The sequence below is a fragment of the Pseudomonas reinekei genome (assembly GCF_001945365.1).
In the GTDB taxonomy this organism is placed as follows: domain Bacteria; phylum Pseudomonadota; class Gammaproteobacteria; order Pseudomonadales; family Pseudomonadaceae; genus Aquipseudomonas; species Aquipseudomonas reinekei.
Genome location: NZ_MSTQ01000007.1, coordinates 272,171 through 297,710 on the forward strand (window position 1 = coordinate 272,171; position 25,540 = coordinate 297,710).

General features: G+C 60.3%; 28 protein-coding genes. 13 read left to right on the forward strand and 15 right to left on the reverse strand.

What is annotated here, in order from left to right; genetic code table 11:
• Positions 1–3 precede the first annotated feature (3 nt).
• The 7 genes from pstA (at position 4) to BVK86_RS14510 (ending at position 6,545) form a co-directional block, all read left to right on the forward strand.
• Complete coding sequence (pstA, locus tag BVK86_RS14480) at positions 4–1,674, forward strand: phosphate ABC transporter permease PstA (RefSeq protein ID WP_075947069.1); 1,671 nt, start codon at positions 4–6, stop codon at positions 1,672–1,674.
• 132 nt (positions 1,675–1,806) lie between these two features.
• Positions 1,807–2,640 (forward strand): phosphate ABC transporter ATP-binding protein PstB, encoded by an 834-nt coding sequence (gene pstB / locus BVK86_RS14485; RefSeq protein ID WP_075947070.1) that lies wholly within the window; start codon positions 1,807–1,809, stop codon positions 2,638–2,640.
• Positions 2,641–2,711: 71 nt separating this feature from the next.
• Complete coding sequence (gene phoU, locus BVK86_RS14490; RefSeq protein WP_008150055.1) at positions 2,712–3,473, forward strand: phosphate signaling complex protein PhoU; 762 nt, start codon at positions 2,712–2,714, stop codon at positions 3,471–3,473.
• A 168-nt stretch (positions 3,474–3,641) separates the two neighbouring features.
• Entirely contained in the window at positions 3,642–4,556 is a 915-nt protein-coding gene (locus BVK86_RS14495) for a response regulator (protein WP_075947071.1), read from the forward strand.
• 261 nt (positions 4,557–4,817) lie between these two features.
• Positions 4,818–5,141 carry a type II toxin-antitoxin system RelE/ParE family toxin gene (locus BVK86_RS14500; RefSeq protein WP_075947072.1) on the forward strand — a complete coding sequence of 108 codons (324 nt, stop codon included), beginning with the start codon at positions 4,818–4,820 and terminating at the stop codon, positions 5,139–5,141.
• 4 nt (positions 5,142–5,145) lie between these two features.
• Positions 5,146–5,457, forward strand: coding sequence for a helix-turn-helix domain-containing protein (locus tag BVK86_RS14505; protein ID WP_075947073.1), 312 nt, complete (start codon positions 5,146–5,148; stop codon positions 5,455–5,457).
• 188 nt (positions 5,458–5,645) lie between these two features.
• The gene (locus BVK86_RS14510; protein WP_075947074.1) at positions 5,646–6,545 is read left to right on the forward strand and encodes a peptidoglycan DD-metalloendopeptidase family protein; all 900 of its coding nucleotides are present in this window, start codon (positions 5,646–5,648) and stop codon (positions 6,543–6,545) included.
• A gap of 20 nt (positions 6,546–6,565) precedes the next feature.
• On the opposite strand, the gene BVK86_RS14515 is transcribed toward BVK86_RS14510, so the two are convergent.
• The 3 genes from BVK86_RS14515 to phoB form a co-directional block, all read right to left on the reverse strand.
• Complete coding sequence (locus tag BVK86_RS14515) at positions 6,566–7,906, reverse strand: hemolysin family protein (RefSeq protein ID WP_075947075.1); 1,341 nt, start codon at positions 7,904–7,906, stop codon at positions 6,566–6,568.
• 123 nt (positions 7,907–8,029) lie between these two features.
• Positions 8,030–9,316 carry a phosphate regulon sensor histidine kinase PhoR gene (phoR, locus tag BVK86_RS14520; RefSeq protein ID WP_244160019.1) on the reverse strand — a complete coding sequence of 429 codons (1,287 nt, stop codon included), beginning with the start codon at positions 9,314–9,316 and terminating at the stop codon, positions 8,030–8,032.
• 112 nt (positions 9,317–9,428) lie between these two features.
• The gene (gene phoB, locus BVK86_RS14525; RefSeq protein ID WP_075947077.1) at positions 9,429–10,118 is read right to left on the reverse strand and encodes a phosphate regulon transcriptional regulator PhoB; all 690 of its coding nucleotides are present in this window, start codon (positions 10,116–10,118) and stop codon (positions 9,429–9,431) included.
• Positions 10,119–10,270: 152 nt separating this feature from the next.
• Here phoB and BVK86_RS14530 point away from each other — a divergent pair, with 152 nt between their 5' ends.
• Positions 10,271–10,657, forward strand: coding sequence for a COG4315 family predicted lipoprotein (locus BVK86_RS14530; RefSeq protein ID WP_075947078.1), 387 nt, complete (start codon positions 10,271–10,273; stop codon positions 10,655–10,657).
• Between the two features lie 43 nt (positions 10,658–10,700).
• On the opposite strand, the gene ubiA is transcribed toward BVK86_RS14530, so the two are convergent.
• Both ubiA and BVK86_RS14540 read right to left on the reverse strand, forming a co-directional pair.
• On the reverse strand, positions 10,701–11,591 hold the full coding sequence (gene ubiA / locus BVK86_RS14535) for a 4-hydroxybenzoate octaprenyltransferase (RefSeq protein WP_075947079.1): 891 nt from the start codon (positions 11,589–11,591) through the stop codon (positions 10,701–10,703).
• Entirely contained in the window at positions 11,591–12,142 is a 552-nt protein-coding gene (locus tag BVK86_RS14540; protein WP_075947080.1) for a chorismate--pyruvate lyase family protein, read from the reverse strand. Before BVK86_RS14540 ends, ubiA begins: the two co-directional genes overlap by 1 nt.
• A gap of 199 nt (positions 12,143–12,341) precedes the next feature.
• Between BVK86_RS14540 and BVK86_RS14545 the strand changes: the two genes are divergently transcribed.
• From BVK86_RS14545 to BVK86_RS14555, 3 genes are all read left to right on the forward strand, one after another.
• Positions 12,342–12,509: a rubredoxin gene (locus tag BVK86_RS14545; protein WP_007954349.1), complete on the forward strand. Its 168-nt coding sequence runs from the start codon at positions 12,342–12,344 to the stop codon at positions 12,507–12,509.
• Positions 12,510–12,529: 20 nt separating this feature from the next.
• Entirely contained in the window at positions 12,530–13,678 is a 1,149-nt protein-coding gene (locus BVK86_RS14550) for an NAD(P)/FAD-dependent oxidoreductase (RefSeq protein ID WP_075947081.1), read from the forward strand.
• 194 nt (positions 13,679–13,872) lie between these two features.
• Entirely contained in the window at positions 13,873–14,148 is a 276-nt protein-coding gene (locus BVK86_RS14555; protein ID WP_003213368.1) for an HU family DNA-binding protein, read from the forward strand.
• A 119-nt stretch (positions 14,149–14,267) separates the two neighbouring features.
• Here the strand turns inward: BVK86_RS14555 and BVK86_RS14560 are convergent, their stop codons facing one another.
• Genes BVK86_RS14560 through BVK86_RS14580 form a run of 5 tightly spaced genes read right to left on the reverse strand, consistent with a single transcriptional unit; the run spans position 14,268 to position 18,170 of the window.
• Positions 14,268–14,903 carry an SCO family protein gene (locus BVK86_RS14560; RefSeq protein WP_075947082.1) on the reverse strand — a complete coding sequence of 212 codons (636 nt, stop codon included), beginning with the start codon at positions 14,901–14,903 and terminating at the stop codon, positions 14,268–14,270.
• Positions 14,900–15,799 (reverse strand): heme o synthase, encoded by a 900-nt coding sequence (cyoE, locus tag BVK86_RS14565; protein WP_075947083.1) that lies wholly within the window; start codon positions 15,797–15,799, stop codon positions 14,900–14,902. Before cyoE ends, BVK86_RS14560 begins: the two co-directional genes overlap by 4 nt.
• Complete coding sequence (locus BVK86_RS14570) at positions 15,787–16,860, reverse strand: COX15/CtaA family protein (RefSeq protein ID WP_075947084.1); 1,074 nt, start codon at positions 16,858–16,860, stop codon at positions 15,787–15,789. Before BVK86_RS14570 ends, cyoE begins: the two co-directional genes overlap by 13 nt.
• Before the next feature lie 10 nt (positions 16,861–16,870).
• Positions 16,871–17,464 (reverse strand): hypothetical protein, encoded by a 594-nt coding sequence (locus tag BVK86_RS14575; RefSeq protein ID WP_075947085.1) that lies wholly within the window; start codon positions 17,462–17,464, stop codon positions 16,871–16,873.
• The gene (locus BVK86_RS14580) at positions 17,430–18,170 is read right to left on the reverse strand and encodes an SURF1 family protein (RefSeq protein WP_075947086.1); all 741 of its coding nucleotides are present in this window, start codon (positions 18,168–18,170) and stop codon (positions 17,430–17,432) included. The genes BVK86_RS14575 and BVK86_RS14580 overlap by 35 nt, the downstream gene beginning before the upstream one ends.
• Positions 18,171–18,240: 70 nt before the next feature.
• Here BVK86_RS14580 and BVK86_RS14585 point away from each other — a divergent pair, with 70 nt between their 5' ends.
• Entirely contained in the window at positions 18,241–18,444 is a 204-nt protein-coding gene (locus BVK86_RS14585; protein ID WP_075947087.1) for a twin transmembrane helix small protein, read from the forward strand.
• Between the two features lie 3 nt (positions 18,445–18,447).
• On the opposite strand, the gene BVK86_RS14590 is transcribed toward BVK86_RS14585, so the two are convergent.
• The 4 genes from BVK86_RS14590 to coxB form a co-directional block, all read right to left on the reverse strand.
• Entirely contained in the window at positions 18,448–19,335 is an 888-nt protein-coding gene (locus BVK86_RS14590; RefSeq protein WP_075947088.1) for a cytochrome c oxidase subunit 3, read from the reverse strand.
• Positions 19,336–19,360: 25 nt separating this feature from the next.
• On the reverse strand, positions 19,361–19,912 hold the full coding sequence (locus BVK86_RS14595) for a cytochrome c oxidase assembly protein (protein WP_075947089.1): 552 nt from the start codon (positions 19,910–19,912) through the stop codon (positions 19,361–19,363).
• A gap of 129 nt (positions 19,913–20,041) precedes the next feature.
• Entirely contained in the window at positions 20,042–21,628 is a 1,587-nt protein-coding gene (gene ctaD, locus BVK86_RS14600) for a cytochrome c oxidase subunit I (protein ID WP_075947090.1), read from the reverse strand.
• An 82-nt stretch (positions 21,629–21,710) separates the two neighbouring features.
• The gene (coxB, locus tag BVK86_RS14605; RefSeq protein ID WP_075947091.1) at positions 21,711–22,838 is read right to left on the reverse strand and encodes a cytochrome c oxidase subunit II; all 1,128 of its coding nucleotides are present in this window, start codon (positions 22,836–22,838) and stop codon (positions 21,711–21,713) included.
• A gap of 381 nt (positions 22,839–23,219) precedes the next feature.
• Here coxB and BVK86_RS14610 point away from each other — a divergent pair, with 381 nt between their 5' ends.
• The gene (locus BVK86_RS14610; protein WP_075947092.1) at positions 23,220–23,870 is read left to right on the forward strand and encodes a hypothetical protein; all 651 of its coding nucleotides are present in this window, start codon (positions 23,220–23,222) and stop codon (positions 23,868–23,870) included.
• Positions 23,871–23,928: 58 nt separating this feature from the next.
• On the opposite strand, the gene BVK86_RS14615 is transcribed toward BVK86_RS14610, so the two are convergent.
• Positions 23,929–25,455 (reverse strand): SulP family inorganic anion transporter, encoded by a 1,527-nt coding sequence (locus BVK86_RS14615; protein WP_075947093.1) that lies wholly within the window; start codon positions 25,453–25,455, stop codon positions 23,929–23,931.
• Positions 25,456–25,540 lie beyond the last annotated feature (85 nt).

The following is a 25,540-nucleotide window of genomic DNA, read 5'->3' on the forward strand; positions in this document are numbered from 1 at the left end:
TCTGTGAAACAGAACTCCCTGAAAGGATGGTTCAAGAGCGGCGCCCCCGGCGTCTGGATCAGCGGTGGCGCGGTGTCCATCGCGGTCATCATGACCATTGGCCTGCTGGCCGTGATTGCCGTGCGCGGCCTGGGTCACTTCTGGCCGGCGGACCTGGTGCACGCCAGCTACGACGTGCCGGGCCAGGCCAATCACCTGGTGATCGGCGAAATCGTACAGAAGGAAGAAGTGCCGCGTGCCCGCCTGAAGAGTGCCGGTTTGCCGGTGCCTGACGAAGGCCCGGAATTCATGACCCGCGAGCTGATCAAGGTCGGCAACCGTGATTTGAACGGCACCGACTTCACCTGGATCGTCGGCGAGTGGCTGACCAATCAGAAGACTCCGGTCGAGTTGATGGCGCTGGAACGCCGTGAATGGGGTAATTTCTACGGTTACCTGGTCAACGTCAAACAGGACGGCAAGGTCATCGCTGAAGGCGAAGCGGCCTGGCCTGAGCTGCAAGCACGGATCAACCGTGTGAATCAGCTGGCCGCGCAACTCAAGACCCTGGAAAAATCCGACATCGGTGCCATCAACGCCGGTCTGGAACGCGTCCGTCTGCACGGTCGCAAACTGGAGCTGGACGGCAAGCTCGACGCCGCTGCCCAAGCGGACATGGAATCCGAGCGAGCTGAGCTGAACGCCCGTTACCAGGATGTTGAAGCTCGCTTGAATGATCTGCACGCGCAGTTCAATCGCGACAGCCTCACCGCCCGCGATGCCAACGGCAAGGAAATCGAAATCGGCCTGGGCAAGGTGGTTCATGCCTATCAGCCGAACGCCATGGGCACCTTCACGAAAATCGGTTTCTACTTCAGCAAGGTCTGGGAATTCCTGAGCGACGATCCGCGTGAAGCGAACACCGAAGGCGGGATTTTCCCGGCGATCTTCGGCACCGTGATGATGACCCTGATCATGGCGATGATCGTGACCCCGTTCGGTGTGCTGGCGGCAGTGTACCTGCGTGAATACGCCAAGCAGAACACCCTGACCCGGGTGATCCGCATCGCGGTGAACAACCTGGCAGGTGTGCCGGCCATTGTTTACGGCGTGTTTGGTCTGGGCTTCTTCGTCTATGTGCTGGGTGGTTCGGTCGACCGGTTGTTCTTCCCTGAAGCCTTGCCAGCACCGACCTTTGGTACGCCGGGCCTGCTCTGGGCTTCGTTGACCCTGGCACTGCTGGCGGTGCCAGTGGTGATCGTGGCCACCGAAGAAGGCCTGGCGCGGATTCCTCGTACCGTGCGTGAAGGCTCGTTGGCCCTCGGCGCGACCAAGGCTGAAACCTTGTGGAAGATCGTGCTGCCGATGGCCAGCCCGGCCATGATGACCGGCATGATCCTCGCCGTGGCCCGCGCCGCCGGTGAAGTGGCGCCGTTGATGCTGGTGGGTGTCGTGAAACTGGCGCCGTCGCTGCCGGTGGACGGCAACTACCCGTACCTGCACCTGGACCAGAAGATCATGCACCTGGGCTTCCACATCTATGACGTCGGCTTCCAGAGCCCGAACGTCGAGGCCGCGCGGCCACTGGTCTACGCCACGGCATTGCTGCTGGTGCTGGTGATCGCGACGTTGAACCTGTCGGCGGTGTACATCCGTAACCACCTGCGCGAGAAGTACAAGGCGTTGGACAGCTGATTTGATGAAGCACTGATTTCCAGGTGGGAGCGAGCCTGCTCGCGAAGCTTTTGGCGCCAGTGATGGCCCCTTCGCGAGCAGGTCCGCTCCCACAACAAACTGAACCGAATTTGTTAGCACAGGGAGCCTCCCATGCAGCACGAAGCACATACCCACGGCATCAACATGTCGGCGCTGGGTCGCGACAAACAGAGCCTGAGCCTCGAGCAAGAAACCGTGGCCATCGAAGTGCCGGGCCTGAGCCTGTACTACGGCGACAAACAAGCGCTGTTCGACGTCAGCATGAACATCCCGAAACAACGCGTGACCGCCTTCATCGGCCCGTCCGGCTGCGGCAAGTCCACGCTGCTGCGCACCTTCAACCGCATGAACGACCTGGTCGATGGCTGCCGTGTCGAAGGCGCGATCAACCTGTACGGCAACAACATCTATCGCAAAGGCGAAGACGTGGCCGAACTGCGTCGTCGCGTCGGCATGGTGTTCCAGAAGCCCAACCCGTTCCCGAAAACCATCTACGAGAACGTGGTCTACGGCCTGCGTATCCAGGGCATCAACAAGAAGCGCGTGCTCGACGAAGCCGTCGAATGGGCGTTGAAAGGCGCGGCGCTGTGGGACGAAGTCAAAGACCGTCTGCATGAGTCGGCATTGGGCCTGTCCGGCGGTCAGCAGCAACGTCTGGTGATCGCGCGCACCATCGCCGTGGAGCCGGAAGTGCTGTTGCTCGACGAACCGTGCTCGGCACTCGACCCGATTTCGACGCTGAAAGTCGAAGAGCTGATCTACGAACTGAAATCGAAGTTCACCATCGTTATCGTGACCCACAACATGCAGCAGGCCGCGCGGGTTTCCGACTACACGGCGTTCATGTACATGGGCAAACTGGTGGAATTCGGCGACACCGACACCCTGTTCACCAATCCGGCGAAGAAGCAGACCGAAGACTACATCACGGGGCGTTACGGCTAGGAAGCTGTGGTTGCTCACTGAACTGACGCTGCGGCCCACCGCACCTTACCGGACGCTCCAAGGACGCCAACATGATTAGTAAAGAAGGCCTTACCCACCACATTTCCGCGCAGTTCAACGCCGAGCTCGAGGAAGTGCGCAGCCACCTCCTGGCCATGGGCGGACTGGTTGAAAAGCAGGTCAACGACGCAGTGACCGCGCTGATCGAGGCCGACTCCGGCCTGGCCCAGCAGGTGCGCGAGATCGACGACCAGATCAACCAGATGGAACGCAACATCGACGAAGAATGCCTGCGCATTCTGGCTCGCCGTCAGCCAGCGGCATCGGACCTGCGTCTGATCATCAGCATCTCCAAGTCGGTGATCGACCTGGAGCGCATCGGTGACGAAGCGACCAAAATCGCCCGCCGCGCCATCCAGCTGTGCGAAGAAGGCGAAGCGCCGCGCGGTTATGTCGAGGTTCGCCACATCGGTGACCAGGTGCGCAACATGGTGCGCGATGCGTTGGACGCATTTGCCCGTTTCGACGCCGACCTGGCCTTGTCGGTGGCGCAGTACGACAAGATCATCGACCGCGAATACAAGACCGCCCTGCGCGAACTGGCGACCTACATGATGGAAGACCCACGCTCTATCTCGCGGGTCTTGAGCATTATCTGGGTGCTGCGTTCGCTGGAGCGCATCGGCGACCACGCGCGCAATATCTCGGAACTGGTGATCTACCTGGTGCGCGGCACCGATGTGCGTCACCTGGGCCTCAAGCGCATGAAAGAAGAAGTTGAAGGAACAAGCGGCGAAACCGCTAATGTTCCGGGCAAAGCTGACGATAAGTAAGGTTGCCCAAGCAAAGCGCCCGGCCTTTTGGCCGGGCGTTTTTGTTTGCGGCCCACGAATTCGAAAAGCAGCACCCGCGAACGAAAAGAGCCGGCGTGACTGAAGGTTTTTGGCAATGTGCCATCAGCAAAGCGGTATGCTTGCCGGGATTTTTTAAAGGGGTTATGGATGAGTAAGGTCAGTGTTTTGGTCGTGGACGATGCCTCGTTCATTCGTGACCTGGTGAAGAAATGCCTGCGTAACTATTTCCCGGGCATGCGGATCGAAGACGCGGTCAACGGCAGGAAGGCTCAGGCCATGCTGGCGAAGGAAGCGTTCGATCTGGTCCTGTGCGACTGGGAGATGCCGGAAATGTCCGGTCTGGAACTGCTGACCTGGTGCCGCGAGCAAGACAGCCTCAAAAGCATGCCGTTCGTGATGGTGACCAGTCGCGGCGACAAAGAGAACGTCGTCCAGGCGATTCAGGCCGGCGTGTCCGGATATGTCAGCAAACCCTTCACCAACGAGCAGCTGATCACCAAGGTCAAGCAGGCGCTGCACAAGGTCGGCAAGCTCGACGCCTTGATCAGCGTCGCCGCGACTAAAACCAGCCCGGCGTTCGCTAACGACTCCCTGAGCGCATTGACCGGCGGCAAACCCGCCGTGGTTGCACCGGCTGCCGCGGCCCCTGCTGCAGCACCCTCCCGGGGATTGCTCAACAGCCCGCCGGTCAAGGCACCGGTGGCTGCTGCTGCCTCCGTCGGCGGAGGCCGTGGTCAGGGTCAATTGCGTTTGCCGAACGGCATCCAGCAATGTGTGATCAAGGCCCTGAGCCTCAAGGAAGCGCTGCTGGTGGTAAAGCGCATCGACACCCTGCCGCAAGTCCTCGACAGCGCCGTACTCGACCTGGAGCAGGGCGACAACGCCGAAACGGCGCGCCTCAATGGCTATCTGCACGCCATCGTCGCCCACGAACAAAAGCCAGACAGCGAATGGCTGCAACTGACCTTCCGCTTCGTCGACCAGGACGCGCAGAAGCTCGACTACATCTCCCGCCTGATTGCCCGTGGCACGGCGCAGAAGCACTTCATACCTGGCGCTTAAGACCGCGTCGCCTGAAAGTCCGCCATCGCGAGCAGGCTCGCTCCTGCACTGGAATGCATTTCCACGTGGAAGCGAGGCTGCTCGCAACGCGTTCTTTACTTATTCCATCTCGCCGAATGGGCAAGCCGTGATTTGATTTATATTGGTTTTGATATAGATTGCTGAGTAAGGGTTTGCGCTCGGCCACTCCTTGCAACAGTCCAGAACGTCACACATCGATTTTGCCTATTACGCTTTTCCTTCCACCAACAGGAGAAGTCGATGGGAAGACACAAGGATGTGGTGTTTGTCGGGAGTGCGCTCAAGGATCTGAAAGCGTTTCCGGTTGATGCGCGCCGGGCTGTGGGATTCCAGCTGGATCTTTTGCAACACGGTGATGAGCCTTTTGACTGGCGACCTATGAAAACAGTAGGGCGTGGGGTCAACGAAATCCGAATCACCGAGGAGTCGGGGGCGTTTCGCGTGTTCTATGTGGTTAACCGACCGGAGGCAATCTACGTGTTGCACGCCCTTCAAAAGACCACTCGAAAAACCGAAACGCGAGACATCGAACTGGCACGCGCCAGATATCAGGAAATAGGTTAATGCCATGAAGGATCATCAAAACCCGTCCCAGCGTTTTTCGAGTGTTTGGGATGCGTTGGAAGAGACTCCGCAGGAAGCGGCTAATATGCGTCTACGTGCCAAACTGATGCGCACACTTTGCACCACCATACGAGCCTGGGAGCTTCCGCAGAAAGAGGCGGCCAAGCGTCTTGATATATCCCAGCCACGGCTCAACGACATGCTTAACGGCAAGATCGACAAGTTTTCTCTGGATGCATTGGTGAATTTGTCAGCCGCTGCAAAGCTTGAAGTCGACATCTGCTTCCCATCGACCCAGACGCTTCAATTGGCCTGACTCGTTCGATGCCAGACAATCGCTCCCACAGGCAACATCAACTCTGTGGGAGCGCGTCTGCTCACGATGGCGCCAGTACGATCACCGTTGATCCCCCGCAATGCCCATTCTGAAACAACTGTCGACTACGCTGGTCAATTCCGGCTGCTAGGCTCAATTGCAGGTCTTACTCGACAGAATTCATCCTCATGTTGACGCGAATACTGCTTTTTTGTGGTCTGTGCGTGGCCGCCGCTTCGGCGATGGCCACGACGATCTACAAATCCACCGATGCCAATGGCGTGGTCTCCTACAGCGACTTCCCCACCAGCAAAAACTCCAAGCCGTTTATTTTTCGTGACGGCATGGTCGAACACCTTGAGCGTCAGGTGCGCCTGATCATCATGAAGAAGAATGGCGTGGACAGCGTATACGTGCGCAATGACCTGTATGCGCCGGTCGAAGTCGAATTGAGTTTTGCCGGGGTGAAGAACGCCAGCGGTGTACCGGGCAAACCCATTCGGCGGGTGATACCGCAGCGCACCAGTGTTCGCATGGCGCAGCTCACGGCGACCAAGGCTGGAAAGCCAGTCGCCTACGTTCCGAAGTTCAATTACTTCCTGGGCGACCCCTCAGGTCCCATGGTGGGCTATCGGTATCCCTTGCCATGGCGGGGTGGTCCGTTCCGGATCAGTCAGGGCGCCAACGGCCCCTACAGCCACTTCGGCCCCAAGAGCCGTTATGCCATCGACATCGCCATGCCAGAGGGCACGCCGATCATTGCCGCGCGGGGCGGGGTGGTGGTGAAAACCGAGAACCGCCAGAGCGGGCGCGGCACCGATGCCTCCGGCAATTTCGTGCGGGTGCTGCACGATGACGGGACCATGGGCGTGTACCTGCACCTCAAGCAAGGTTCGGTCAGGGTGCGAGAGGGGCAAAAGGTGGCGGTAGGCAGTGCATTGGCACTGTCGGGCAACACCGGCAACAGCACCGGGCCGCATTTGCACTTCGTGGTGCAGCGCAATACCGGCATGGGGCTGGTGTCGATTCCGTATCGGTTCAATCAGCCGGTGGGGATGCTGCCCAACTTTGCGTTGGGCAAGCAATAAAGCGGGCTTGCGACCAGCGCTCAATCGAGCATCAACACCTTGGCCAGCACGATCTTCGGACCTTTCATCTTTTTGATGATGATCCGCAGACCCTCGACTTCCAGCACTTCTTCCTCTTCCGGCACCCGTTTCAGGCTTTCGTAGACCAGCCCGGCAAGGGTTTCGGCTTCAACGTGGTCCAGATCGATCCCGAGCAGGCGTTCGACCTTGAACAGTGGTGTATCACCACGCACCAGCAGCTTGCCCGGTTGATACGCGAGGATCCCGCGCTCGGCCTTGCGGTGTTCGTCCTGAATGTCGCCCACCAGCACTTCCAGCACGTCTTCCATGGTCAGGTAGCCGATGATGTTGCCGTCGGCCTCTTCGACCACGGCGAAGTGCGAGCCGCCCTTGCGGAACTGCTCCAGCAATTGTGACAGCGGCATGTGCCGGGAGACGCGTTCCAGCGGGCGGGTCAGTTCGGCCAGGTTGAACGACTCGGGAATGTGGTCCAGCGCCGCCAGCTCCAGCAGCAAATCCTTGATGTGCAGCAGGCCGACGAACTCCTGGCGCTCGCTGTCGTACACCGGATAACGGCTGAACTTGTGCCGACGGAACATCGCCAGGATTTCCTTGAGCGGTGCGTTGAACTCCAGGGTCACCAGGTCTTCGCGGGAGTTGGCCCAGTCGACCACTTCCAGTTCGCCCATCTCTACCGCCGAGGCCAAGACGCGCATGCCTTGGTCACTCGGGTCCTGACCACGGCTGGAGTGCAGGATCAGCTTCAGTTCTTCGCGGCTGTAATGGTGCTCGTGATGCGGGCCGGGTTCACCTTGCCCTGCGATGCGCAGGATGGTGTTGGCGCTGGCGTTGAGCAGGTAGATCGCCGGGTACATGGCCCAGTAGAACAGGTACAGCGGCACAGCCGTCCACAGCGACAGCAGCTCGGGTTTGCGGATAGCCCAGGATTTCGGGGCCAGTTCGCCTACCACGATGTGCAGGTACGAAATGATGAAGAACGCGGTGAAGAACGACACACCTTTGACGATCTCGGCCGACTCGACGCCCACGGCGCTCAGCAACGGCTCAAGAATGTGTGCGAACGCCGGCTCACCGACCCAGCCCAGGCCCAGCGAGGCCAGGGTGATACCCAGCTGGCACGCCGACAGGTAAGCATCGAGCTGGCTGTGCACGGTGCGCAGGATGTGGCCGCGCCAGCCGTGTTGCTCAGCGATGGCCTCGACGCGGGTCGAGCGCAATTTGACCATGGCAAATTCCGCCGCAACGAAAAAGCCGTTGAGCAAAACCAGGATCAGAGCAAAAAGAATCATGCCGAAGTCGGCGAAAATTGTAGCGAGGGTCAAGCCAGGGGAAGGGTCCATGATGGAGTTTTGCGGTTTCCGTGTATTCGAAAGGAAAGAAAAATGCGCGCCTGAAGGCCAGGCACAAGTCAGCCAATGTAGCGGCTGACTGTTCGATTGCCTAGTGGCGCGTGCCGGCCGGTATCAGTCGGCGGTGCTGATGACTCGGGATTTGCTGACCTGGGCAGGCGCGAAATGGCAGGTAAAGGTGCTGCCATGGCCCGGTACGCTGCTGATTTCCATGCGCGCGCGGTGGCGCAACAGCACGTGTTTGACGATGGCCAGGCCAAGGCCGGTGCCACCGGTGTTGGAATTGCGGCTGGAGTCGACGCGATAGAAGCGTTCCGTCAGGCGCGGCAGGTGTTTGCTGTCGATGCCAATCCCGGAATCCTGCACGCTCAGGTGCGCGCCTTGCTCGTCGCCCCACCAGCGAATGCGGATATTGCCTTCGGCCGGGGTGTACTTCACGGCGTTGAAGACCAGGTTGGAAAACGCGCTGCGCAATTCCGCCTCACTGCCCTTGAGCTGGATGCTCGGGTCGGCTTCGAGGGTGATGCGCTGGTTCTTCTGCCCGGACAGTTGCTGCGCATCGCTCTTGATCGACTGCAGCAAACCGTCGATGGCCACGGGCTGGTTATCCGACGGGTAGTCGGTGGCTTCCAGTTTGGCCAGCAACAGCAGGTCGTTGAGCAGCGTCTGCATGCGCCCGCCTTGCTGCTGCATCTGCTGCAAGGCACGGGTCCAGCGCGGGTTCACCTCTTCGACATTGTCGAGCAGGGTTTCCAGATAGCCGCAGATCACTGTCAGCGGCGTACGCAACTCGTGGGACACGTTGGCGATGAAGTCTTTGCGCATCTGTTCCAGCTGATGAATGCGCGTCACGTCGCGCACCAGCATCAGGTGTTCGTTGTTGCCATAACGGGTGATGTACAGCTGAATGCGCACGCGGTCATTGGTCGGCGAGGGGATTTCCAGGGGCTCGGCGTAGTTGTCCTGCTCGAAGTATTCCTTGAAGCGCGGATGGCGCACCAGGTTGGTCACCGGCTGGCCGCTGTCCTGCGGGGTCTTGAGGCCCAGCAGGGTTTCGGCAGCGCGGTTCCACCATTCAAGGTTGCCGTCGGTGTCGAGCATGATCACGGCGTCTTTCAACGCGGCGGTGGACTCTTGAACCCGGTCGATGACCGCTTGCAGGCGCCCGCGCACCCGTTGATCACGGCGCTGCAGGTGGTAGATGCTGTCGAACACCTCGCCCCACAGGCCATAGCCATCGGGGGGGGCTTCATCGGGTTGGTGCAGGCGCAGCCATTCGTGCAGGCGCAGCAATTGCCTTAGGGTCCAGGCCAGGTAAATACCCAGGCCTGCGGCGAGGCTCCAGCCGTAGTAGCCGGTGATCAAGCCGATCACCAGGCAGGCGGTGACCAGCAGCAGCATGTGGCGAATCAGGGTGCCATGCCAGTTTTGATTCACGTGACGCGCGTCCTTGTCAGAGAAGCAGCTTTTAGCTTGCCGCTTGAAGCCTGCAGCTCGTAGCTCGTAGCTGCCGTCAAGCTTTGGTAGAAAAGCGGTAACCGGTGCCGCGCACGGTTTGTACCAGATTTTCATAGGCATCGCCGAGGGCTTTGCGCAGGCGACGGATGTGTACGTCGACCGTGCGTTCCTCGACATAGACGTTGCCGCCCCAGACCTGATCGAGCAACTGGCCACGGGTGTAGGCGCGTTCCTGGTGGGTCATGAAGAATTGCAGCAGGCGGTACTCGGTCGGGCCCATTTCTGCCGGTTTGCCGTCGATGGTCACGCGGTGGCCGATCGGGTCGAGCAGCAGGCCGCCGACTTCAATCGGCGCTTCGCCATCGGTAGGACCGGCGCGACGCAGGACGGCCTTGAGGCGGGCGACCAGCTCACGAGGGGAAAACGGTTTGGTGATGTAGTCATCGGCACCGACTTCCAGGCCCTGGATCTTGTTGTCCTCTTCGCCCTTGGCGGTGAGCATGATGATCGGGATATCCCCGGTCAGTTCATCGCGCTTGAGGCGGCGGGCCAACTCGATGCCGGACGTGCCGGGCAGCATCCAGTCGAGCAGAATCAGGTCTGGCTTGCGATCAACGATAATGGCATGCGCCTGCTGGGAGTTCTCAGCCTCCAGGCACTCATAGCCGGCCATTTCCAAAGCAACGGCGATCATTTCGCGAATGGGCGCTTCGTCGTCGACGATCAGAATGCTCCTGCCAACCATGCCTTAATCCTCTTGTCATTTAACTGTCTTGCGCCGCATTAGATAACGGAATTATTGCAGTCGTGTGACAGTATTTTAGTCGACCGGCGATTGCCATGATCCTGGACTAAGCTCTAAGTCCGAATCCTGACAACCGCAAAAGGAAGGTTTCCATGAATCACCTTGCTCAATCCTGGAAGGCATTGCTGGTCACGGCTGCGCTAACGCTGCCGACGCTGGCCTTTGCCGCCGATCCGGCGATGATGAAAGACGGCATGATGGTCGACCACAAAGGCATGACCCTGTACACGTTCGACAAGGACTCGGGCGGCAAGTCGATGTGCAACGACGACTGCGCGAAGAACTGGCCACCGATGATGGCGCCGGCGGGTGCCACGGCTGACGGCAAGTGGAGCGTCATCAAGCGTGATGACGGCACGAGTCAATACGCCTACGACGGCAAGCCGCTGTATACATTCGTGAAGGACAAGGCGCCTGGAGACATGACTGGCGACAAAATGAAGGACGTCTGGCACGTTGTTCGCGAATCGCAGAAGTAATTCCCGATTGCACATCTGCCCCGGTTAACGGGGCAGATTTTGGTCATCGCAGCCCGTAATCCGCCACGATCCCGACAAAAATCGCCAATCCAGCCCAGTGATTGTGCAAAAATGCCTCGAAGCAACGCATGCGGTCCTTGCCCCGGGTGTACCAGAATTCCCAGGCGAAGCAGCCCGCCGCCACCGCCAGCCCCAGATGGAACCAGCCACCGAGTTCGAATTTTGACCCCGCCAGCAGCAAACAGCCCAGTGCCAGGCCTTGCAGGGTCAGGATGATCACCCGGTCCGCTTCGCCAAACAGGATGGCCGTGGACTTCACGCCGATCTTCAAGTCGTCATCGCGATCAGTCATCGCGTAATACGTGTCGTAACCCACCGTCCACAACAGGTTGGCGATCCACAGCAGCCACGCCGCAGCCGGCAGTTCGCCGGTCTCGGCGGTGAACGCCATCGGCATGCCCCAGGAAAACGCCGCGCCCAGCACCACTTGCGGGTAATAGGTGTAGCGCTTCATGAACGGGTAGGTGAAGGCCAGCGCGAGCCCACCGAATGACAACCAGATCGTCGGGGCATTGGTGCACAGTACCAGCAGAAAACTCACGCCCATCAGCAGTGCAAAAAACACCAGCGCCTCTTTCGAGCTGATCTTGCCGCTGGTCAACGGACGTTGCGCCGTGCGTTTGACGTGACCATCGACCTTGCGGTCGGCCCAGTCGTTGATCACACAGCCGCCGGCCCGGGTCAGCACCACGCCGAGGACGAAAATCACGATGTTGGCCAGCGACGGCGAGCCTTTGCCGGCAATCCACAGCGCCCACAGCGTCGGCCACAGCAGCAGGTAGATGCCGATCGGCTTGTCCATGCGGGTCAATTGAATGAAATCCCAGGCCCGTGGGTTCAAGCGGTTCAGGGACTTGAGCAGGCTCTGGTACATCAACGGCTCTCCGGTTGGACGCCGGCGGCGTTCCACAGGGTCGGAAGGAAAATTTCAGCCACCAGGATGCTCAGCGCGCCACGATCAAAGCGCGAACGGCGGCCCCATAGTTCAGGCGCCCGCACTTCGCTCGGCAACCATTCTTGAGGGTAGTGGCAAACTTCGATGGCCTGGCGCTGGAATGCGCGGTCGCAAAACAGCAATTCGCCCAGGGAGCGGCTGCCCAGTTCATCCATGTGCAAGCCGTCGCCCTGCAATGCGCTGCGCGAGGCCACACTGCGGGCAAACACCAACGCTTGGCCATGACCGCGCAAATACACTTCGCGCACCCAACCTTCACTGCCTTCGGCCAGGTCCAGCGCGATGCATTCATCCGCGCGCAGGGGTTGCCAGCCTTCGAACAACGGCGAGACGCTGAACGCATCGTTCGTCAGATGAATCAGGCGTCTGGTCAGCGAGCCTTCATCGAACAACCAGTCGAGGGTTGACGCGTCGGGGAGGGGAGCGAGTTGGCTTCTGGGCGCCCAGAACAGGGATTTTGAGTGCGGCACAGTGAGTCATTATTGGCAGCAAATGAGGCGGCGAGCTTACCATGTCAGCTAATAACTTTGAGTGATCTGGCCGCCCGTTGCGCTGAACAAGCTTGCATCTGGCCGGTCCCATCAGTACAAAACGCCCTGAGCCCGACAACAGCGCTTTATCCATCGACTGTTCGCGCCAGTAAAAGCCTGAAACTGAGGAAGTACCTGAATGAAAAAGTGGCAATGTGTGGTCTGCGGCCTGATCTACAACGAAGCCGACGGCTGGCCGGATGACGGCATTGCGCCGGGCACCCTGTGGCAGGACGTGCCGGAAGACTGGCTGTGCCCGGATTGTGGCGTCGGCAAGATGGATTTCGAAATGATCGAAATCAACTGAGACATTTAGAGGAGTAAGGAATGAACGCACCTGTCGTGATCGTCGGCACCGGCCTGGCTGGCTACAACCTGGCCCGGGAGTTTCGCAAGCTCGATGGCGAAACCCCGCTGTTGCTGCTGACTGCCGATGACGGGCGCTCTTACTCCAAACCGATGCTCTCCACCGGTTTCGGCAAAAACAAGGACGCCGACGGCCTGAGCATGGCCGAACCGGGGGCCATGGCCGACCAGTTGAAAGCCGAAGTGCGCACCCACACGCGCATCAGCGGCATTGATCCTGGCCATAAACGCCTGTGGATCGGTGAAGAAGCGGTGTATTACCGCGACCTGATCCTGGCCTGGGGCGCCGAAACCGTGCGCGTGCCTATCGAAGGCGACGCGGCGGACTGCGTATTCCCGATCAATGACCTGGAAGACTACGCACGCTTTCGCGCCGCGGCGGCGGGCAAGCGTCGGGTGTTGCTGCTCGGTGCCGGCCTGATTGGCTGCGAGTTCGCCAACGACTTGAGCGTGGGCGGCTACGAGGTGCAACTGGTTGCACCGTGCGAACAAGTGATGCCGACCCTGCTGCACCCCGCAGCGGCCGCAGCGGTTCAGGCCGGGCTGGAAAGCCTCGGTGCCCGTTTCCACCTCGGTCCGGTGCTGACTCGCTTGCAGCGGGTTGCCAATGGCCTGGAAGCGCACCTGTCCGATGGCCAGGTCATACCGTGCGACGTGGTGCTGTCGGCCATCGGCCTGCGTCCACGCATCGATCTGGCGGCCGCTGCCGGGTTGCAGGTCAATCGTGGCGTGATGGTCGACCGGCACCTGAAAACCTCTCATGCCAATATCTACGCGCTGGGCGACTGCGCCGAAGTCGATGGGCTGAATCTGTTGTACGTGATGCCCCTGATGAGCTGTGCGAGAGCGCTGGCCCAGACCCTCGCCGGCAAGCCGACAGCGGTCGCCTATGGCCCGATGCCCATCACCGTGAAAACCCCGGTGTGTCCGGTCGTGGTGTCCCCGCCGCCACGGGGTACGGAAGGCAGCTGGACGGTTGAAGGGCAGGGGGCCGACATCAAGGTTTTATGCCGCGATGCCAACGGCAAACTGCTCGGTTATGCCCTGACAGGCGCGGCCGTGATGGAGAAACTGGCCCTGAACAAAGAGCTTCCGGCGCTGCTGGCGTAAATACCGGTCGTTCTGTCGCAATCACCCCCCTTTTGCCCTGACATTGGCCGCGTCGACACTGGCGCGGCTCCTCTGTGCGTGCCATCCTCACTCCCGTCTGCCGCAGAGTAGAGCACCTGCGGCGCTTTGGGCGCTGCTCCACAGAGAGCAGCACGGACATAACAACAAAAAACCGTCAAAGGGGCTTCACTAATATGCGTAAACCAGAACTCGCTGCAGCAATTGCTGAAAAAGCAGACCTCACCAAAGAGCAGGCCAACCGCGTTCTCAACGCCGTTCTCGAAGAAATCACCGGCGCCCTGCACCGCAAAGACAGCGTCACGCTGGTAGGCTTCGGCACCTTCCTGCAACGCCACCGCGGCGCCCGCACCGGCAAAAACCCGCAAACCGGTGAACCCGTCAAAATCAAGGCCAGCAACACCGTCGCCTTCAAGCCAGGCAAATCGTTGAAAGACAGCGTCAATCCGTAATTGCGGTGATCTCCTTCCCGAACAGGGAGGACTGCAATAAAAAATGGGCATATCGATTAAATCGGATGCCCATTTTTTATGCCTGAAAACACTGTGTCCTACAGGGTTTGGTGGGGCTGTTACTTGCGGTTCAGCATCACCGGCAACTGCGCCACCAGCTTCGCGTTGTTCAACGGTGCGCGGATAAACCCGCGCTGTGTCCCGTCCGGCCCGATCACTGCCAGGTTGCCGCTGTGGTCGACGGTGTAGTTCGGCTTGCTGGTATCCGCCGGGATGAAGGGGATGCTCACCGCGTTGGCGACTTTTTGCAGTTCTTCCACCGAGGTCGGCGTCAGGCCGATGAACTGTGGATCGAAGTAACCCAGATACTGCTTGAGCTGTTTCGGCGTATCGCGGTTCGGGTCGACGCTGACCAGCACGATCTGCAACTTGTCCACCGCTTCGGGCGGTAGTTCGCTTTTGATCTGACGCAACTGGGCAAGGGTGGTCGGGCAGATGTCCGGGCAGAAGGTGTAGCCGAAGAACAGCAGCGACCACTTGCCCTTGAGTTCATTGATCTCAACCGGTTTGCCGTCCTGATCGGTCATCGTCACGCCCGGCAGGGTGCGGCTCTGCGGCAGCAGAATGATGCCTGCGTCGATCAGCGCCGTTGGGTCGCCCTGGCCTTTGCCGGAGAGCACTTTATTGATGGTCAGGCCCAGGACCAGCGCGATCAGGGCGACAAGGATGAAGACGGTTTTCTGGGTTCGAGTCATAGGTTCAACAATAAGTAGTGGTCTACGAGCAGCGCGATGAACAGCAGGAACAAGTAGTAGATAGAGTACTTGAACGTGTTGATCGCCGCGTGCGGCCGAGTGCCACGGTACAACACCACGGCCCATTGCAGGAACCTCGCGCCCAGGCCAATCGCGCACGTCAGGTACAGCAGGCCGCTCATGTGAATCACGTACGGCATCAGGCTCACGGCCAGCAACGCGCCGGTGTAAAGCAGGATGTGCACCTTGGTGTAATGCTCGCCGTGGGTTACCGGCAACATCGGAATGTCAGCCTTGGCGTATTCCTCTTTGCGGTGGATGGCCAGCGCCCAGAAGTGCGGTGGGGTCCAGGCGAAAATGATCAGCACCAGCAGCAACGGTTCGGCGCTGACGTGACCGGTGGCAGCGGTCCAGCCAAGCAGGGGCGGTGCGGCACCGGCGAGACCACCGATAACGATGTTCTGTGGCGTCGCGCGTTTGAGGAAGCCGGTGTAGACCACGGCATAGCCGAGCAGAGAGGCGAGGGTCAGCCATGCGGTCAGCGGATTGGTGAAGGCCAGCAACAAGGCTTGCCCCAGCAGCGCCAGAACCAGGGCAAAGGTCAGCGCGGCGCCCGGTGATACCCGGCCTTCAGCCAGGGGTCGTTTGTGGGTGCGGGCCATGACGGCATCGATCCTTCGGTCCACCACATGGTTGACCGCTGCCGCTGCGCCTGCGCACAGGGCGATCCCCAGATTGCCGAACACCAGCACGGTCCATGGCACCCCGGCGCGAGTGGCGAGGAACATCCCCACCAGCGAGGTGATGAGCATCAACACCACCACTTTCGGTTTGGTCAGTTCCAGGTAGTCACGCCAGATCGCCTGGCTGGGGCGTTCGCCGATCAGAATCGCCATGGCATCTCTCCTTTTATTGTGATGGGCCCGGCTGAATGTTTACGCGGACGGAAGCGCCAGCGCGAAGGTTGCTTGACTCGGACCAGACTGGTTCGAGCGTGATAATTGACCAACACCATCGTCAGCAAGAGCGCCGCGCCCCCGGCGTTGTGTGCGACGGCCACCGGCAGCGGCAGATGGAACAGCACGTTGCTGATGCCCAAGGTGATTTGCGCCGCAAGGGCGACCAATACAAGGCCCGCCAACCGCGTCATGCCGACCACTTTCAGTTGCCAGGCCAGACCGAGCAGCACCAGCGTCACCAGCAACGCGCCGATGCGGTGCGTGAGATGAATCGCCGTGCGCGCATCGCTGTCCAGTTGTCCACCGAGGTAGTTCGGGCCGATGTGCTGGGTCAGGTGGAATCCATTGGCGAAATCGGCAGGGGGCAGCCATTGGCCGTGGCAGGTCGGAAAGTCGATGCAGGCCACAGCGGCATAGTTGGAGCTGACCCAGCCACCCAGGGCGATTTGCCCGATTACCAGCAGCAGTCCCGCCGTCGCCCAGTGCTGCAAACGCCGTGGCACCGTCAATGCAGGGAGCACGCCGGACAGGCGCAAGGTCAACAGGAACAACAGGCTCAACGTGGCAAAGCCGCCGAGTAAGTGGCCGGTCACCACTTGCGGCCAGAGCTTGAGCGTCACCGTCCACATCCCGAACGCCGCTTGCGCAAACACCACCGCCAGCAGGAACAACGGCAGCTTCACCGGTTGTCCTGGATGCCGGCGATGGGTCCACGCGCGAGCGGCCATGGCCACAATCAACAGCCCCAGCGTGCCGGCGAAGTAGCGATGGATCATCTCGTTCCAGCCCTTGTGGGCCTCCACCGGCGTGTCCGGGAAATGCAATTCGGCATGGGCCAGTTGGGCTTCGCTTTTCGGCACGCTGATAAAGCCGTAGCAGCCCGGCCAGTCCGGGCAGCCGAGGCCGGCGTGGGTCAGGCGGGTGTAGGCACCGAGCAACACCACAATCAGTGCCAGCAAGGTGGCAAACAGCGCGAGGCGAAATCCAGGTTTGGCCATGACGATGCCCTTATCCGATGTTCGACAGTTTCAGCAGGTGACGCAGATCATTGAGCAGATCCTTGCCTTTGACCGACGGGTCGTAGCGCAGCACCAGGTTGCCGTGGGGATCGATGATCCACAGTTGTGGCACGGCCTGGTCACCGGTGGTCCTGGTGAACGCGGCGAGGTCCAGCGGATAACGTTGCAGTTGCGGGTATTCGCGGGTCAGCTTGGCCTCGTAATCGCTGCTCAACGGTTGTGCCGCGGCGATCGCATGGCTGGCGCGCCCGGCTTCTCGGCCCAGGCCGATCTGGATCTGCCGCGCCAGATACACCAGTTGCTGACAGTCCACCGCGCAGTCCTTCGGCGCGGTCACCAGCAACTGCCAGCGCTCTTCCTCAGCCTGCACGCCGAGGTCGGCGCGGGTCTGGCCGTTGCCGATCAATTCGCCGTGATAGCTGCGACCTTCCGGCACCCAGAACTGCAGTTTGTACATGCCGGTGGCGAGGATCATCGGCCCGATCACGCCGAGCAGAATCAACAACAACTGCACCCGTCCCTTGCGCCGGTTCACCGCCGGTTTTGCCTCAGACATGCTGGGTGGATTCATGGCCGCTCCCATGGTGTTTCTCCTTTGCGTTGTGCCAGCCGAGGTAGAGATAAAGGCCGAACAGGGCGATCGACATGGCGAACCACTGCACGGCATAAGCGATGTGTTTTTCCGGCCCCATGGCAACCACCGGCCAATCGGCCTGGTAAGTCGCCGGTCCGGTTTCTGCACGTAATTCGTAGGCGAAGCCTTCACGGTCGAGGGCGGTCCAAAGCTTGCTCGGGACAACCGCCGTGACCAGTTGTGGCCAGGTCGTGGTGTCGGGATCGGCCTGCAACTGGAAGGTCGCACCGGGCGGAACATAGACCCAGGCATCCAGACTCAACGCCTGGTGGGGTGTCGTGAATTGCGGTGCTGTACGCCGGTCGGGCCACGGCAGCCAGCCACGATTGATCAGCAGCCAAAGTCCGGTCGCCTGATCCTGGAACGGTTGCAGCAGCTCGACGCCGACCTTGCCGTCACGCTGGCGGTTATCCAGCAACAGGCTGTGGCTGGCGTCGAACTGGCCGTGAAGGCGAACGCGGCGAAAGGCCGGGTCTGCGCTGTGTTGCAGTTCGGTGCTGGCCATTGGTTCGGCAACCCTGCGCTCGCTGTAGGTTTGCAGCAGCGCACTTTTTTCCGCGCCCCGGCCCAATTGCCAGAACCCGAGCGACACCAGCACCGGCAGCAGCAGGGCTACCACCAATGTCGGCACGATGCCCGGCCGGAAGCGCTTCATGGCGTGGCCAGAAAGTCGGTCGGTGCGATAGCTATACTCAAGTGCATCGCTAGTCCCCCGGAGTCTCACCATGCTCAAAACAGCCATCGTCCTGATGCTGATTGCCACGGTTGTCAGCCTGTTCAGCGGCCTGTTTTTTCTGGTCAAGGACGACAGCAGCTCGAACCGCCTCGTCATTGCCTTGAGTGTTCGTGTCGCACTGGCCGCCATCACCGTCGGCTTGATCGCCTGGGGTTTCTTCAGCGGCCAGCTGGTTTCCCACGCCCCTTGGTAGGGCCTAAAGGACGTAGACGAAAACGAACAGTCCGATCCACACCACGTCCACGAAGTGCCAGTACCAACTCGCCGCCTCGAAGCCGAACTGATGCTCGTTGTCGAAGTGCCCGCGCATGACCCGCATCAGCATCACAAACAGGATGATGGTGCCGATGGTCACGTGGGCGCCGTGGAACCCGGTGAGCATGAAGAACGTGGCGCCGTAGATGCCCGAGCCCAGGGTCAGGCCCAGTTCCTGGTAGGCGTGGATGTATTCTTCAGCCTGGAAGCCGAGGAACGCGCAGCCCAGCAACACGGTGATGGCCAGCCACAGTTTCAGCGCGCCGCGATGACCTTTTTTCAAGGCGTGGTGGGCGATGGTCACGGTGACGCTGGAACTCACCAGCAGCACGGTGTTGAGCAGCGGCAAGCCCCATGGGCTGATGACGTCCTTGGGTGGCGGAAACAGTTTGGAGTCCGGATTGTTCAGCAATGGCCAGGTGAACTCGAAGCCCGGCCACAGCATGTGCGCGAGGCCTTTGGTACCTTCGCCGCCCAAGGCCGGCCCGGAGACGTGGCGCACATAAAACAGCGCGCCGAAGAAGGCGATGAAGAACATCACCTCCGAAAAAATGAACCAGCTCATGCCCCAGCGAAACGAGCGGTCCATCTGCGCGCTGTACAAGCCGCCGCGACTTTCCTTGATCACCGTGCCGAACCAGCCGAACAGCATGTAGGCCAGCAGCAGGCCACCGACGAAAAAGATCAGCGGGCCATGGGATTCGGGCCGCGCCGCTTTCAGATCGTTGAACCAGGTAGCCAGGCCGAACACCGTGACGAACATCCCGACCGTGGCGATGATCGGCCATTTGCTCTGGGCCGGAACGTAATAATGCTCATGAGTTGCCATTTATTGTTCTCCTTATCGGGCACGCTCAACCGCCAGTGTTTACTGCGACCGGTGGATGTCGGGCGGTGATATCGAACAGCGTGTAGGACAGCGTCAGGTGCTTCACTTCCTTGGGCATGTCGCGGTCAACGATAAAACGTACAGGCATCTCGATCCGCTGCCCGGGTTGCAGCACTTGCTGGGTAAAGCAGAAACATTCGGTCTTGTGGAAATACGCTGCTGCCGCGCTCGGCGCGATGCTCGGTACGGCCTGGGCGCTCATCGGCTTGTCGGTGGGGTTGTGCGCGATGAAGATCATCTCGTTCACCGCCCCGGGGTTGGCCGTCAGTTCATCGTGCTTGGGATAGAAATCCCAGGACATGTCGGCGGAATTGGTCGACAGGAATTGCACGCGCACCTGCCGCGAGGCATCGACCGTTTGTTCGCCCTCGTACTGACCGGCAGTCTTGCCATTGATGCCGAACGCCTTGCACATCACGTCGTAGATCGGCACCAGGGCAAAGCCGAAGACAAACATCGCGACCACCACCAGCAATAGCCGAGTGACCAGCTTCTTCATCGAAATCGAATCAGCCATGAACTATGCCCTCCACCGAGAACCCTGTGGGAGCTGGCTTGCCAGCGATGGCTGCATGTCTGACACACCGCGGTGATCCCATCGCTGGCAAGCCAGCTCCCACAGGAATATCCACAAGGCAGAAATTGTTCATTTCACTTCCGGCGGCGTGGTGAAGGTGTGATACGGCGCCGGTGACGGAATGCTCCACTCCAGCCCTTCAGCCCCATCCCAAGGTTTGGCCGGTGCCGGCGGGCCGCCGCGAATGGTCTTGATCACGATAAACAGGAAGAAAATCTGCGTGGCGCCGAACATGAAGGCACCGATCGACGACACCATGTTGAAGTCGGCGAATTGCAGGTTGTAGTCCGGAATCCGCCGTGGCATGCCGGCCAGGCCCACAAAGTGCATCGGGAAGAACGCCATGTTCATGCCGATGAACGACAGCCAGAAGTGCAGCTTGCCGAGGGTTTCGTCGTACATGTGACCTGTCCACTTCGGCATCCAGTAGTACGCCGAAGCGAAGATCCCGAAGATCGCGCCCGGCACCAGTACATAGTGGAAGTGCGCGACCACGAAGTACGTGTCCTGGTACTGGAAATCCGCCGGGGCGATGGCCAGCATCAGCCCGGAGAACCCGCCGATGGAGAACAGGATCACGAACGCCACCGCAAACAGCATCGGTGTCTCGAAGGTCAGCGAGCCCTGCCACATGGTGCTGGCCCAGTTGAACACCTTGACGCCCGTCGGCACCGCGATCAGCAGCGTGGCGTACATGAAGAACAGCTCGCCCACCAGCGGAATACCGACCACGAACATGTGGTGCGCCCAGACGATGAACGACAGGAACGCAATACTGGCCGTGGCGTAGACCATCGAGGTGTAGCCGAACAGCGGCTTGCGCGAAAAGGTCGGGATGATCGAGCTGACGGCACCGAAGGCCGGCAGAATCATGATGTACACCTCGGGGTGACCGAAGAACCAGAACACGTGCTGGAACAACACCGGGTCACCGCCGCCGGCGGCACTGAAGAAGCTGGTGCCGAAGTGGATGTCCATCAGCATCATCGTCACGCACCCGGCCAGCACCGGCATCACCGCGATCAGCAGGAACGCGGTGATCAGCCAGGTCCAGACGAACAGCGGCATTTTCATCAGCGTCATGCCGGGGGCGCGCAGGTTGAGGATGGTGGCGATCACGTTGATCGCGCCCATGATCGAACTGATCCCCATCAAGTGGATGGCGAAGATGAAGAACGTCACGCTTTCCGGCGCGTAGGTTGTCGACAGCGGCGCGTAGAACGTCCAGCCAAAGTTCGGCCCGCCCCCCGGAGTGAACAGGGTCGAAACCAGCATGATGAACGCCGCTGGCAGCAGCCAGAAGCTGAAGTTGTTCATCCGTGGCAGGGCCATGTCCGGCGCGCCGACCATCAGCGGAATCATCCAGTTGGCGAGGCCGACGAACGCCGGCATCACCGCACCGAAGACCATCACCAGGCCGTGCATGGTGGTCATCTGGTTGAAAAATTCCGGCTGGACGATTTGCAGGCCCGGCTGGAACAGCTCGGCGCGAATCACCATCGCGAACGAGCCGCCGAGCAGGAACATGGAAAACGCGAACCACAGGTACAGCGTGCCGATGTCCTTGTGGTTGGTGGTCAGCACCCAACGCATCAGGCCTTTGGCAGGGCCGTGGGCGTGGTCGGCATGACCGTGGTCATCGATTACGGCGCTCATGGCCTGTCTCCTTTAACCGGATGGGCTGGGCAGGCCGGGGCGTAGTGCCCCGACCGGTTCCTGAGGTGAGCAATGGACCGGGTCATTTGCTTTCCGCCTGTTTAAGCTCAAGCACTTCTTTCGGAGTGACCATGTCGCCCTTGTTGTTGCCCCAGGCGTTACGTTCGTAGGTCACGACCGCCGCAATGTCGACTTCCGAGAGCTGTTTGCCGAACGCCGCCATGGCGGTGCCGGGCTTGCCGTGGAAGACAATGCTCAGGTGATCCTTGATCGGTCCGGTGGCAATTTTCGAGCCCTTGAGTGCCGGGAACATCGGCGGCAGACCTTGACCCTCGGCCTGGTGACAGGCCACGCAAGCGGTGTGATAGACCTTGTCGCCACGCTCCTTGAGCTCGTCGAGGGTCCATTCCTTGCTGGTCAGTTCCTTGAGTTGCGCGGCTTCTGCCTTGCGCTCACCCAGCCATTTCTCGTAATCGGCCTTTTCCTTGACCTCGACCACGATCGGCATGAACCCGTGGTCCTTGCCGCACAGCTCGGCGCACTGGCCACGGTAGATGCCGGGCTTTTCAACGCGGGTCCAGGCTTCGTTGACGAACCCCGGAATCGCATCGCGCTTGACCGCGAAGGCCGGCACCCACCATGAGTGGATCACGTCGGCGGAGGTCACGAGGAAGCGCACTTTGGCGCCGATCGGCAGCACCAACGGCTTGTCGACCTCGAGCAAGTAGTGCTCGCCCTTGGCTTCCTTGTTGTGGATCTGGTCGGCGGGGGTGGCCAGGTTGCTGAAGAACTCGACGTCCTGGCCCAGGTATTTGTAATGCCATTTCCATTGATAGCCGGTGACCTGGATATCGATGTCCGGCTCACTGGCGTCGTACATCTTGATCAGGGTCGCCGTCGCGGGAACCGCCATGGCCACCAGGATGATGAAGGGTACGATGGTCCAGAGAATTTCGACGGTGGTGCTTTCATGAAACTTGGCCGCCACCTGCCCGGTCGAGCGGCGGTGCAGGATCATCGACCAGAACATGGCACCAAAGACGATGATGCCGATCACCACACAGATCCAGAAAATGGTCATGTGCAGGTCAAACACAGCGTGACTGATTTCAGTCGCTCCAGGCGCCATATTCACAGTCCAGGCGGCTTGCGCCTGGCTGAAAATCGACCACAACAGGAGGCCCATCCAGACATGTGGATGTCGCATCATTGCGGGTTCCCCTTATCGTTCTTGTTATCCCGCCGGCTTTCACCTGCGGCAAGGGAGCGGCTGCATCAGACTACGAACTTGAGCACCGGGCCTTGCTGCATATGCAGTCGGGCGTCATCAGCTAACTCCATTCATCAGCGAGTATAGACAGCGACTCTCACCTCGCAATGTGAAGGCGTAAATCAACTGAAACAGCATTAACTTGCGTTGCAGGGCACGAATGGAGCACGAATGGAGAAGGATGCAGACGAGTGGTGGCAAACCGATATAACGGGGGCGTCTCAAGGATGAAACATTTATGACAAATGCGTCTTAGCATTTATCGTAAGCCAGCTAAGTTATGTCTTCCCTATTTCATTGCCTTTGTTTCCTGGAGTTTTCATGAACACCGCCGCATTGCGCGAGCAGATCCAAACAGCCCAACAACATGAAGCCGAAACCGGACTGCTGACTCGTCAGCTGGAAAGCAAACTGCCTCACCTACACCCGGCGATCCAGTTGCCGGAGAACGACGCCAAGGGTGTGCTGACGCGTTTTGTCGCCGCTTACATTGATGAAGTTCCTGATCTGCTGGATGCAGCCAATGAAGTCGCCAGGGAAGCGGGTATCGAGTCACAGATCAAACCGGTGCTGAAAATCGCCGAACAATACTTCCTCCAGCCGCCAGCCATCATGGCCGGCCATGTCGGCCTCGACAGCCTGCTGGACGAGGCTTATCTGGCGCATCGCTTTGTCGAAGAGGTCAACGACCTGTATATCAAGCACTTCGGCCAGCCACTGATCCCCTTGGACATGACGGTCGCCAATCTGATTGCCCACCAATTGATCGGTGAGGAATTTGCCAACCAACTCGATGAGGTCGTGCATCACGCCTTCGACGAAATGCTGAGCGAGGAGAGTTTCGCGCTGGAGTCGGTGGAAGCCTATCGCGAGAAGCTGAGCAGCCCAGAGACCGGCGCCGCGTGGAAGCGCTGGCCATGCATGTCCCGCCGGCTGGGTGTAGGACTGGAGCTGGATCAGACGGTCGCCTGAATTTCAGGCGGTACGGTGCCCTTGTGGGAGCGAGCATGCTCGCTCCCACAAGGGATATTCAGCCCGCTGCACCTATGCCAGTGTTAGTCCGTACTCGTCCCTCAAGCCTGCGCTTCAACCCTCGAGACTCAATCAACAGCTTCGAACCCTTCGCCGCATTCGCCCGGCCCCATTCCTCCAGCAATTCCAGACACGAGTGGTCGATGTAGCTCAGGTTATTGAGCGGCACATGCACCGTCGCGCCGGCGGGAATGCTCCCCAGCACCTTGGTCAGCGCGGGTACTTTAAGAAACGTCGCCGCGCCTGCCAGACGCAACTCCATCTCGCCGTCCTGCGGCAGGTCGATCAGGCTGATTTTCAACCGTGAAGCCTTCAGCGCCAGTTTCACCAGCGTCAAACCGAAACCGATCAGCACACCGGTCAGCAAATCAGTGAAGACGATGGCCAGTGCGGTAGCGGCATAGGTGAACATCGGCATCCGACCATAGCGCCCGAGGCCGCGAAAGGCCTTGAGGTCCACCAGCTTGAAACCGGTGTACACCAGAACCCCGGCCAGGCTGGCCACCGGGATGCTTTGCAGCACGCTCGACAGCAGCAACACGAACGCCAGCAGCCATAACCCATGGAATATCGTCGAGTAACGTGTGGTGGCGCCGGCCTGGACGTTGGCCGAGCTGCGGACAATAACGCCGGTCATCGGCAGTGCGCCGAGCAGGCCGCAGAGCATGTTGCCGACACCTTGCGCCGACAGTTCGCGGTCGAAGTCCGAGCGCTGGCCGCTGTGCATCCGGTCTACCGCGGCAGCCGAGAGCAGGGTCTCGGCGCTGGCGATGAACGCCACGGCGAAGGCGGCGATGAGCAGGGCAGGGTCTGCCAGATTGAGCAGGTCTGCCGGTTGCAGCCAATCAATGGCTTGCGCCAGATTGGCCGGCACTTCCACCCGTTTGACCTGCAACGACAGGATCAGGCTGGCGGCAGTGGCAAGACCGACGCCGAGCAGGGCGCCTGGAATAAAGCGCAGGGAGTGCGGGCGCAGTTTTTCCCACAGCCACATCACGGCGATGGTCGATAACCCGAGCAACCCGGCCTGCCAGCCTACGGACGGAAAGGCCTGGGCTACTGCGGCGGGGAAGGTCGCGAGGTTATCCAGCCCCGACGGTTTTGGCGCTGCATCGAGCATCACATGGACCTGTGACAGGACGATCAATACCCCGATCCCGGCAAGCATTCCGTACACCACGGCGGGCGCTGTCACGCGGAACCAGCAGCCCAGTTTCAAACGGCCGGCCACCAGTTGCAGGAAACCTGCGAGCAGCAAGATCGGCCCGAGCATGGCCACGCCATGCTGGCGCACCAGTTCGAACACCAACACGGCCAGACCGGCGGCGGGGCCGCTCACTTGCAACGGCGAACCGGCCAGCCAGCCCACCACCAAACCACCGATAATCCCTGTGATCAGGCCTTTGGCCGGAGGCAGTCCAGACGCGATCGCAATGCCCATGCACAGCGGCAGGGCGACCAGGAAAACGACCACAGAAGCCAACAGCTCCCGTGGCAAAACAGCTTTGAATTGCGCAGCACGCATGGTGATTCTCCCGAAGTTTTCTTCAGGCATGGCGAAGCCGGGCTGCCTGATCGGCAGCCTCGACTGTTCCACACAGATTTAGGAG

Bases quoted from the DNA above. Each gene is read 5' to 3' on its own strand.
- pstB (WP_075947070.1), top strand. From the start codon at position 1,807: ATGCAGCACGAAGCACATACCCACGGCATCAACATGTCGGCGCTGGGT.
- phoU (WP_008150055.1), top strand. From the start codon at position 2,712: ATGATTAGTAAAGAAGGCCTTACCCACCACATTTCCGCGCAGTTCAAC.
- BVK86_RS14495 (WP_075947071.1), top strand. From the start codon at position 3,642: ATGAGTAAGGTCAGTGTTTTGGTCGTGGACGATGCCTCGTTCATTCGT.
- BVK86_RS14500 (WP_075947072.1), top strand. From the start codon at position 4,818: ATGGGAAGACACAAGGATGTGGTGTTTGTCGGGAGTGCGCTCAAGGAT.
- BVK86_RS14505 (WP_075947073.1), top strand. From the start codon at position 5,146: ATGAAGGATCATCAAAACCCGTCCCAGCGTTTTTCGAGTGTTTGGGAT.
- BVK86_RS14510 (WP_075947074.1), top strand. From the start codon at position 5,646: ATGTTGACGCGAATACTGCTTTTTTGTGGTCTGTGCGTGGCCGCCGCT.
- BVK86_RS14515 (WP_075947075.1), bottom strand. From the start codon at position 7,906: ATGGACCCTTCCCCTGGCTTGACCCTCGCTACAATTTTCGCCGACTTC.
- phoR (WP_244160019.1), bottom strand. From the start codon at position 9,316: ATGCTGCTGCTGGTCACCGCCTGCCTGGTGATCGGCTTGATCACCGGC.
- phoB (WP_075947077.1), bottom strand. From the start codon at position 10,118: ATGGTTGGCAGGAGCATTCTGATCGTCGACGACGAAGCGCCCATTCGC.
- BVK86_RS14530 (WP_075947078.1), top strand. From the start codon at position 10,271: ATGAATCACCTTGCTCAATCCTGGAAGGCATTGCTGGTCACGGCTGCG.
- ubiA (WP_075947079.1), bottom strand. From the start codon at position 11,591: ATGTACCAGAGCCTGCTCAAGTCCCTGAACCGCTTGAACCCACGGGCC.
- BVK86_RS14545 (WP_007954349.1), top strand. From the start codon at position 12,342: ATGAAAAAGTGGCAATGTGTGGTCTGCGGCCTGATCTACAACGAAGCC.
- BVK86_RS14550 (WP_075947081.1), top strand. From the start codon at position 12,530: ATGAACGCACCTGTCGTGATCGTCGGCACCGGCCTGGCTGGCTACAAC.
- BVK86_RS14555 (WP_003213368.1), top strand. From the start codon at position 13,873: ATGCGTAAACCAGAACTCGCTGCAGCAATTGCTGAAAAAGCAGACCTC.
- BVK86_RS14560 (WP_075947082.1), bottom strand. From the start codon at position 14,903: ATGACTCGAACCCAGAAAACCGTCTTCATCCTTGTCGCCCTGATCGCG.
- cyoE (WP_075947083.1), bottom strand. From the start codon at position 15,799: ATGGCGATTCTGATCGGCGAACGCCCCAGCCAGGCGATCTGGCGTGAC.
- BVK86_RS14570 (WP_075947084.1), bottom strand. From the start codon at position 16,860: ATGGCCAAACCTGGATTTCGCCTCGCGCTGTTTGCCACCTTGCTGGCA.
- BVK86_RS14575 (WP_075947085.1), bottom strand. From the start codon at position 17,464: ATGGGAGCGGCCATGAATCCACCCAGCATGTCTGAGGCAAAACCGGCG.
- BVK86_RS14580 (WP_075947086.1), bottom strand. From the start codon at position 18,170: ATGAAGCGCTTCCGGCCGGGCATCGTGCCGACATTGGTGGTAGCCCTG.
- BVK86_RS14585 (WP_075947087.1), top strand. From the start codon at position 18,241: ATGCTCAAAACAGCCATCGTCCTGATGCTGATTGCCACGGTTGTCAGC.
- BVK86_RS14590 (WP_075947088.1), bottom strand. From the start codon at position 19,335: ATGGCAACTCATGAGCATTATTACGTTCCGGCCCAGAGCAAATGGCCG.
- BVK86_RS14595 (WP_075947089.1), bottom strand. From the start codon at position 19,912: ATGGCTGATTCGATTTCGATGAAGAAGCTGGTCACTCGGCTATTGCTG.
- ctaD (WP_075947090.1), bottom strand. From the start codon at position 21,628: ATGAGCGCCGTAATCGATGACCACGGTCATGCCGACCACGCCCACGGC.
- coxB (WP_075947091.1), bottom strand. From the start codon at position 22,838: ATGATGCGACATCCACATGTCTGGATGGGCCTCCTGTTGTGGTCGATT.
- BVK86_RS14610 (WP_075947092.1), top strand. From the start codon at position 23,220: ATGAACACCGCCGCATTGCGCGAGCAGATCCAAACAGCCCAACAACAT.
- BVK86_RS14615 (WP_075947093.1), bottom strand. From the start codon at position 25,455: ATGCGTGCTGCGCAATTCAAAGCTGTTTTGCCACGGGAGCTGTTGGCT.